Origin of the sequence: Gordonia sp. SID5947, assembly GCF_009862785.1 — a bacterium.
In the GTDB taxonomy this organism is placed as follows: Bacteria; Actinomycetota; Actinomycetes; order Mycobacteriales; family Mycobacteriaceae; genus Gordonia.
The window spans coordinates 4,701,694-4,709,886 of record NZ_WWHU01000001.1 but is presented as its reverse complement, the minus strand read 5'-3'; the positions used below and the strand labels follow the sequence as shown (position 1 = coordinate 4,709,886).

Genomic DNA, 8,193 nt, shown 5'->3' with positions numbered 1-8,193 from the left:
AATGTCTCCAACGATACAAGTCGTGTCCGCGGCGACCGCCTCGAGGACCCGGAGGTACCAACCCGCGATCCGCTCGACCGTGTCCGCGTCGAACAGGTCGGTCGAGTAGAGCAGCTGCGCCTTCATGGCGCCGTCGGACGTCGCTCCGGCGGGATCGTCCGGGAAGAGCGTCAGTTGCAGGTCGACCTTCGCCGATGACAGCTGCTCGTCCTCCGGCGAGATCCGCAGACCCTCGAGTTCCAACGTCGGGAATTCGATGTTCTGGAACGCGAACATGACCTGGAACAACGGATTGTGGGAGGTCGGTGCGATCGGCAGAACGCGCGAGACGATCTGATCGAAGGCCACGTCGGTGTGTGCCATGTCGACGAGATCCTCGTTGCGGACCCGCTCCAGGACTGCGCCGAACGAGTCGCCGACCGACAATCGGGTGCGCAACGCCAGCGTGTTGACGAACATGCCGACGACGTCTTCGAGCGCCGAGTCGCCGCGGCCCGCATACGGCGTGCCGATCACCACGTCGTCGTTCCCGGAGATGCGGCTCAACAGCACCGCATACGCCGCGTGCGCGACCATGAACAAGGTCGTGTTGTTGCGTCTCGCCACCGATTCCAATGCCCGGACGAGATCGGCGGGCAACTCGAACTCGACGGTCCGCCCGTCGAAGCTCGGGTACGAGGACGGGGCCGGTCGGTCGGGAGGTCGATCTGGTCTGGTGCACCCTCGAGGCGATCCGCCCAGTACTGCAGCTGACGATCCCCTCGGTGACGTCGTCCTCATCGACCGCCGCCAGCTGCTCCGCCTGCCACAGGGTGAAGTCCGCGTACTGCACCGTCAAGGGCGCCCAAGCCGGTGCCGCGCCGCCGCGCCGTGCCGCGTACGCGGTCATTAGGTCGCGGGCGAGCGGTGCCATCGATGCACCATCGGCACTGATGTGGTGGACGACGAACACCAACACATGCTCGTCGGGGCCCACTCGGAGCAGGGACACCCGCAACGGTGCCTCCGACACGATGTCGAAACCTTCCCCGGTCACCCGGGCGATCGCGTCGGCCACGTCGCCATCGACATCGGTGACCCGCAGATCGAGTTCGTCGACCACGTCCTCGGCGGGAATGATGACCTGGATCGGCAGGGCGTTGACCATCGGATAGGTCGTCCGGAGCGACTCGTGTCGGCGGACGAGATCCCCCATCGCGGCCCGCAACGCGTCTGAATCGAGCTCTCCGGACAGCCGAAGAGCAAGGGCAACATTGTAATTGGCGGAATCCGGGTCCGCCCGATTGAGCAGCCAGAGGCCACGCTGGACTCCCGACACGGGCACCATCTCGGCACGGTTGCGGGCGGTCAACCGCGCCGCCGACCGACCGGTCATCGTCGACGTGAGGTGCGCGGCGAACTTTGCCGCGGTGGGCTTCTCGAACAGATCCTTCACCGGGACCCGGCGGTCGAAGACCGCGGCAAGCCGCGAGACCGCCTTGGTCGCCGACAGTGAGTTGCCCCCGAGTTCGAAGAAGCTGTCGTCGACACTCACCCGGGAGACACCGAGCACCTGCGCGAAGACGTCGGCCACCACCGCTTCCATCTCGGTCCGCGGGGTGACGAACTCCTTGGACGCCGAGAAGTCCACCGGCGGAAGCGTTGTGCGATCGATCTTGCCGACCGGGGTGAGGTCGAAGGAATCCACGACGACCACCGTCTGGGGGACCATGTACACGGGAAGTCGCGCCGCGGCGTGGTCGAGGATGTCGTCCGGCGACGGCGCCGCCCCGTCGCTCGCCGTCACATAGGAGACGAGGACGGTCTCGCCACCGGGACCGGGCAGGCCCAGACTGAGCGCGTTCGCAATCGCCGGATGCTGCATGAGCACCGCGTCGACCTCGCCGGGCTCGATCCGCTGACCACGGACCTTGATCTGGAAGTCGTTGCGACCCTGATAGATCAGCGCACCATCCGCGGTTCGGACAACCCGGTCCCCGGTGCGGTACATACGACTGTTCGGTTCGTGTGGATTCGCCACGAATGCGACGGCGGTCAGATCCGGACGAGCGTGGTAGCCACGCGCGAGCTGGACACCGGTGAGATACAGCTCCCCGGGCACCCCGACCGGTGTCGGCCGCAGCCCGCGGTCGAGCACGAGGGCGCCCACCCCCGACACCGCCGGGCCGATCGTCACCGGATCATCGGCACACATCGGTCCCGCCGCAGTCGACCAGATGGTCGCCTCGGTCGGTCCGTACAGGTTGAAGAATCGCCGACCGGCGGCGACCCACCGGCGCATCAGGTCCGGCGGGCACGCCTCCCCCACGCTGACCACCGTCGACAAGCCCGGGACGCGACTCGGCTCCAGCGTGCCGAGGGCCGAGGGGGTCATGACCGCGTGTGTCACGTCGCCGTCGGCGATCACCTCGTCGAGTTCGGCGCCACCGAACACCTCAGCCGGACTGACCACGAGACGACCGCCCGCGCACAGTGCCATGGTCATCTCGAAGACCGACGCGTCGAAGCTCGGCGACGCGACGTGCAGCACGCGCGCGGTCGGCCCGACCGACAGGGTTTGCCGCTGGTTGGCCACCATGTTCGCCAGTCCGCGATGGGTGACCGCGGCCGCCTTCGGCCGTCCCGTGGAACCCGATGTGTAGATGAGATAGGCCAGGTCGTCGACGTGTGGCATGGAGACGAGCTCACCGTCGCCGATGCGCGTCCCGCAATGGCCCGCGACCTGCAACTCGATCGTCTCGTCGTCGATCACGAGCCATTCGGCGCCTTGCGGGGCGTCGTCGGCCGCCTCGCGGATGGTGAGGCCGAGGATCGGGGCCGCGTCGACAAGCATTCCGGATCGTCGCTCGGCGGGATGCCGAGGGTCGATGTTCACGAACGCGGCGCCGGTCTTCGCAACCGCGACGGTCGCGATCACCGATTGCGCGGACCGCGGGATGGTGATGGCCACCAGCGCACCGGGGCCCGCGCCCCGCGAGATCAGTTCGCGCGCCAATTGATTGGTGCGCACCTCGAACACATCCCAGCTGGTCGTCGAACCGTCGCCGACGAGCGCGGGCGAACCCGGGTCAGCGGCCGCAGCGCCGCGCGCCAGGAGCTCGCGCAGTGTCTGGGGTGCGGCCGAGTCCGGCGACCGGCCGGTGAGTGCGGCGATCTCGCCGGGCGCCAGCAGGTCGAACTGGCCGATGATCGCATCCGCGTCGGCCACCATCGCACGCATCATCCTGATCAGTCGATCCCCGATCGCCGTCACCGTGGACTCGTCGAAGAGCTCGGTCGCATAGGAGATCTCGATGTCGTACCGAAGGTCCCCCGACATCCCGTCCGTGGCACGCTCGGTGACAGAGAACGCGAGGTCGTATTTCGCGGCGGGCACGCGGGCATCGATGACCCCCGTCGAATCGTCCCAGTGCCGCAACTCCCCGGACTGATCCGATTGCATCGTCAGCGCGACCTGGAAGAGTGGCGTGTACGACGACGAACGCTGCGGCGCAACCGCGTCCACCACTCTCTCGAATGGGACGTTGGCATGGGCCATCGCCCGCGACCGCGCGGTGTGTGCGGTGGCGAGCAGATCACGCACGGTCGCCTCGGTACCGACCGCGGTGCGGAGCACCACGGTGTTGACGAACATGCCCACCAGGTCGGCGGTGAGTTCGTCGTCACGTCCCGCGACGGCGGTTCCGATCGCGACGTCGTCGGTGTCGGCGAGGCGGGCGAGTACCGCCGCGACGGCGCCGTGGATCACGGCGAACGGGGTGACCGATGTCTGCCGCGCGAGCGAGCGGATCCCCGACACCAGCTCGCTGTCGATGGTCGCGTCGACATAATCACCTGCGCCACTTGCCACTTCACGGCGAGACCGGTCGGTGGGCAATGCCAGGAGATCCGGCATCCCGGAGAGCTCCGCACGCCAGAAGTCGAGCTCGCGGGTCTGGAGTTCGCTCGGACGCTCGACGTCGCCCAGCATCCGGTGCTGCCACACGGCGAAATCCGCGTACTGGATGGGCAAGGGCGCGAAGCGGGGCGGATGCCCGTCGCAGCGAGACCGGTAGGCCGCCATGAGATCTGTGATGAGAGGTGCGAGGGAGAAGCCGTCCGCGGCGATGTGATGGAGGACCACCACCGCGGCGTAACCCTCGGAGTCGGCGAACAATGCCCAGCGGAAACCGATCTCGTCCACCAGGTCGAATCCACGGACCGCCTCACCGGCGATCGCATCCTCGAGAGTTCCCTCCACCTGGCGGACCTCGACCTCGGCCAGCTCGCCGAGGTCGGCAACCGGGACCACCTCCTGTGCCGGTTCACCGGCGACGGACGGGTAACGGGTCCGCAGGGACTCGTGCCTCTCGAGCACGTCGAGCACGGCACGGCGCAGCGCATCGAGGTCGGCGTCCGGTCCCAGACGGATCCCGCCCGGCATGTTGTAGGTCGCCGCGTCCGGGTCCATCCGGTTGATGAACCACAGCCGGGTCTGGGCATGGGACAACGGGATCACGTCGCCGCGGTCGGCGACCGGGCCGAGCGTGGGCAGATCCGCATCGGCGGTGACGACCGCACGACGGGCCATCTCGGCGACGTCCGAGCTGTCGAAGATGTCGGTCAAGCGCAGCGAGAGGGCGTGCTCGGTCCGCGCTCGCGACACCAGGCGCGCGACCGTCAGCGAGTCAGCGCCGATCGCGAAGATGTTGTCGCGCAACCCGACACGCTCGACACCGACGAGGTCTGCGACGAGATCGGCCAACGCCACCTCAACCGTCGACGCCGGCGCCTCGAACGGCACGTCGGCACTCAGCGTCGGCGCCGGCAGTGCCGACCGGTCGAGTTTGCCGGAAGCGTTGACCGGGAAGTCGTCGAGGACCACCACGGCCGACGGCACCATGTGCGACGGAAGGTTCTTGCGGCAGAACGCGAGGACTCCCTGTTCGGAGACGGTATCCGACGTCGAACGCAGATAGGCGACGAGCATCGGGGCGCCACCGTCGTCGCTGCGGGCGACCACGACGACGGCGTCGACATCGCGAACACCTGCGAGGACCGCCTCGATCTCCCCGAGTTCGACCCGCTGGCCGCGGATCTTGATCTGGAAGTCGGTGCGTCCCAGGTACTCCAGCTCGTCACGGTCGTTCCACCGGACGAGGTCGCCGGTGCGGTACATGCGCGCTCCCGCCGGCGCGAACGGGTCGGCCACGAAGCGGTCCGCGGTGAGATCGGGACGCCCGGCGTACCCACGAGCCAACTGTGCGCCGGACAGGTACAGCTCACCCGCCACCCCGACCGGGACCGGCCGGAGGCGGACATCGAGGACACGGACGTCGGTGTTGACCACCGGGCGACCGATGGGCACCGGCCCGGCCTGCTCGGTCACGCGGTGTTCGGTGACGTCGACGGCCGCCTCGGTCGGACCGTAGAGGTTGCACAGCTCGACCGAGCTCACGGCGCCGACCTTGTCGGCGAGCGCCCGGCTCAGCGGTTCGCCGGATGTGAACACCCGTCGCACGGTGGGCGCGAATACCGTTGCGGCACCGGACACCTCACTCGTCGGCGCGAGGGCGGACCGGTCGCGCTGCGAGAGGATGTCGACATAGGCATCGAGCATCGACGGGACGAAGTGCAGCGTGGTGACGCCGGCGTCCTCGATGAGGCGGGCGAGATATTCCGGGTCACGGTGGCCGTCGGGGCGGGCGATGACCATGCGGGCGCCGGTCCGCAACGGCCAGAACAGTTCCCAGACGGAGACATCGAACGTGATCGGTGTCTTGTAGAGCACCGCGTCGTCGCCGCCGATGGGGTGGCCGTCCTGCATCCAGCCCAGCCGGTTGAGCACGGCGCGTTGTCCCACCTCGACGCCTTTGGGAACGCCGGTCGATCCCGAGGTGAAGATGACGTAGGCCGATGCGTCGCCGCCTCGGACGGCGGCCGGCGCGGTGCTCGGCGGCAAGGGGTGCGAGTCATCGAATCGGGCCCAGGACAGATAGGCGGCGTCGATCACGATCTCGGCGCCGACCGCGTCCGCGATCAGGGCACGGCGACGGGCCGGCTGCATCGGCTCCACCGGCACGTAGGCGGCGCCGACCGTGAGCACCGCATAGACGGCACAGACCTGCTCGAGTCCACGGGGCAGCGATACCACCACCCGATCTCCGGACACCACCCCGTCGTCGACGAGCCGGCCCGCGAGACCGTTGCGGAGCGCGTCGAACTCGGCGTAGGTCCACGTCCGGCCGTCGAACTCCACCGCGACCGCGTCGGGGGTGAGTCCCACCTGCCGTTCGAAGTCGTCGAGCAGCGTGGTGTGGTCGTCGGGCAGCTCGGCCCGCGGACCGGACCCGGTCTCGAGGAGGGCGGCGGCCTCCCCGTCGAACAGGAGGTCGACAGCGCCGATCGGGAGGTCCGGGGCGGCGACCAATCGGTCCATGAAGGTCAGAAAACGTCGGAGGTGCCCGTCGAGTTCGTCCTGGCGGTAGAGCTCCGGATTGCCGTGGAGATCGACGACGAGCCGCTCGCCCGGCCCGGCCTGATAGAGGTTGAGCCGGAGATCCTCGAGGATGCCCGACGACAGGATCTGATAGTCCACCCTGGCGCCCACGAGTTCGATGGGCTTGTCGAAGAGCATCATGTTGACGATCGGGCCGAACGACGCGGTGTTCGAGTCCGCCATCCCCGCGTCGAGCCGGATCTCCTCGAACCGGTAGCGCTGGTGGCGCATCGCGCCGGTCATCTCCAGCTTCAGCTGACCGACGAGGTCACTCGTCGTGAGACCGCGCACGTCACGAGCGACGATCGGCAGCATGTTGGACAGCATCCCGCCGGCGCGTTTGATCCGTGCGGTGGCACGGCCGGTCACGGGAAGGCTCAGCGCCACGTCGTCGGTGCCGGTCATGCGGGCCAGATACGCGGAGAAGGCCGCGGCGAGCAACACCGCGGGCGAACCCCCGATCTCCGCCGCGCGTTCCTCCACCGCGTTCTGCTGTGCCGGATCGAGCACACTGCCGGCGATGAGGTTGACCGGGTGCAGCGGCGCAACGGCCGCGCTGTCCGCAAGGCTGACACGTTCGGGCAGGTCGGCGGCGCGTTCGGCCCAGTGCGCGCGGTCGGACTCGTGCCGGCTGCTCTCGGTGTAGCTGCGGTCGTCGGCGACGAGGTCGGCGAGGTCGGCGCGCCGCCGATCCGTGCGATCACGACCCTCGACGACGGCGTTGTAGCGTTCCAGGGTTTCCTGCATCGCGGTGAGCGCCGCGTATCCGTCGATCACGATGTGGTGCGCGCGCAGGTACCAGAGGGCCCGATCATCGGCGACACGGATGAGCCTGGTGACCGTGAGCTGATCGGTTTCGAGATCGATGGTGCGCTGATAGTCGGCGTCCATCCAGCGCGACGCCGCTGCCATCGGGTCCGAATCGTCCCGCAGATCGACGATCGCGAGCGAGAAGTCGACCGTCGGATCGACGACCTGCATCGGCACCCCGTCGGAGTCGATGATCCGCGTGAACGGGGACTGCAGGTCCCATCCCACCTCGCGCACCAGGCGTGCGAAGAGGTCGATGTCGAGCGGTCGGTCGGTGTCGCGGATGTCGAGATAGTTGGCGACCGTCACCGAATAGTCCGGGGACAGGTTCTCCGCGAACCACATACCCCGCTGGGCTGCGGTGAGTGCGAGTGGCTGGTACCCCGAGACGTCCGCTACGCGATCATCCTTCGGGTGCATTCCACTCACTCTCGTCTGGACGGGAGTAGGTCCGCGCGGTGCTGACAGGCGTGCACTCGAACCGCGATCCGAGCGCACAGCAGCACACGGCATCTCTACCGTTTCGTACCTCGTCCGCTGCCCTGGTCGGCCGGCCGGCCGATCGAGCAACGGTCCCCCGACCCTCCAATTTCGCTGTCGATCAACAATTAGTGTTCGTAACTAACCGCTCGGGTTCACGTCGTATTTCGCGTCGCGATGCCGGTTCGTTACACAAACCCACCAACTGTCCGACGTCGAACCGTAACGAACGGCGCCCGGATCGCGGTAATCCTATGCCGGGCGCGGAGGTGATCGAGCGGCCCGACCCGATGACCATCACGCGGCCGACGAGTCGATCAGCTGCTCATATCCGCAGTATACGGAGCGAACCTGTGGAGAAGCTGTCGGCATGCCGTCAGGTTGCCACGAAAGACCGTGGGCTCGTCGCGGCGCGACACCCGCAC

Annotated in this window: 2 pseudogenes; both read right to left on the bottom strand. The window is 68.0% G+C overall.

From position 1 onward, the window contains the following. Positions 1-60: 60 nt before the first annotated feature. Positions 61-780 (bottom strand): annotated as a pseudogene (locus tag GTV32_RS24180) (condensation domain-containing protein); the annotation flags it as partial. Between the two features lie 67 nt (positions 781-847). Then, positions 848-7,633, bottom strand: a pseudogene (locus GTV32_RS21640) (amino acid adenylation domain-containing protein); the annotation flags it as partial. Positions 7,634-8,193: the final 560 nt, after the last annotated feature.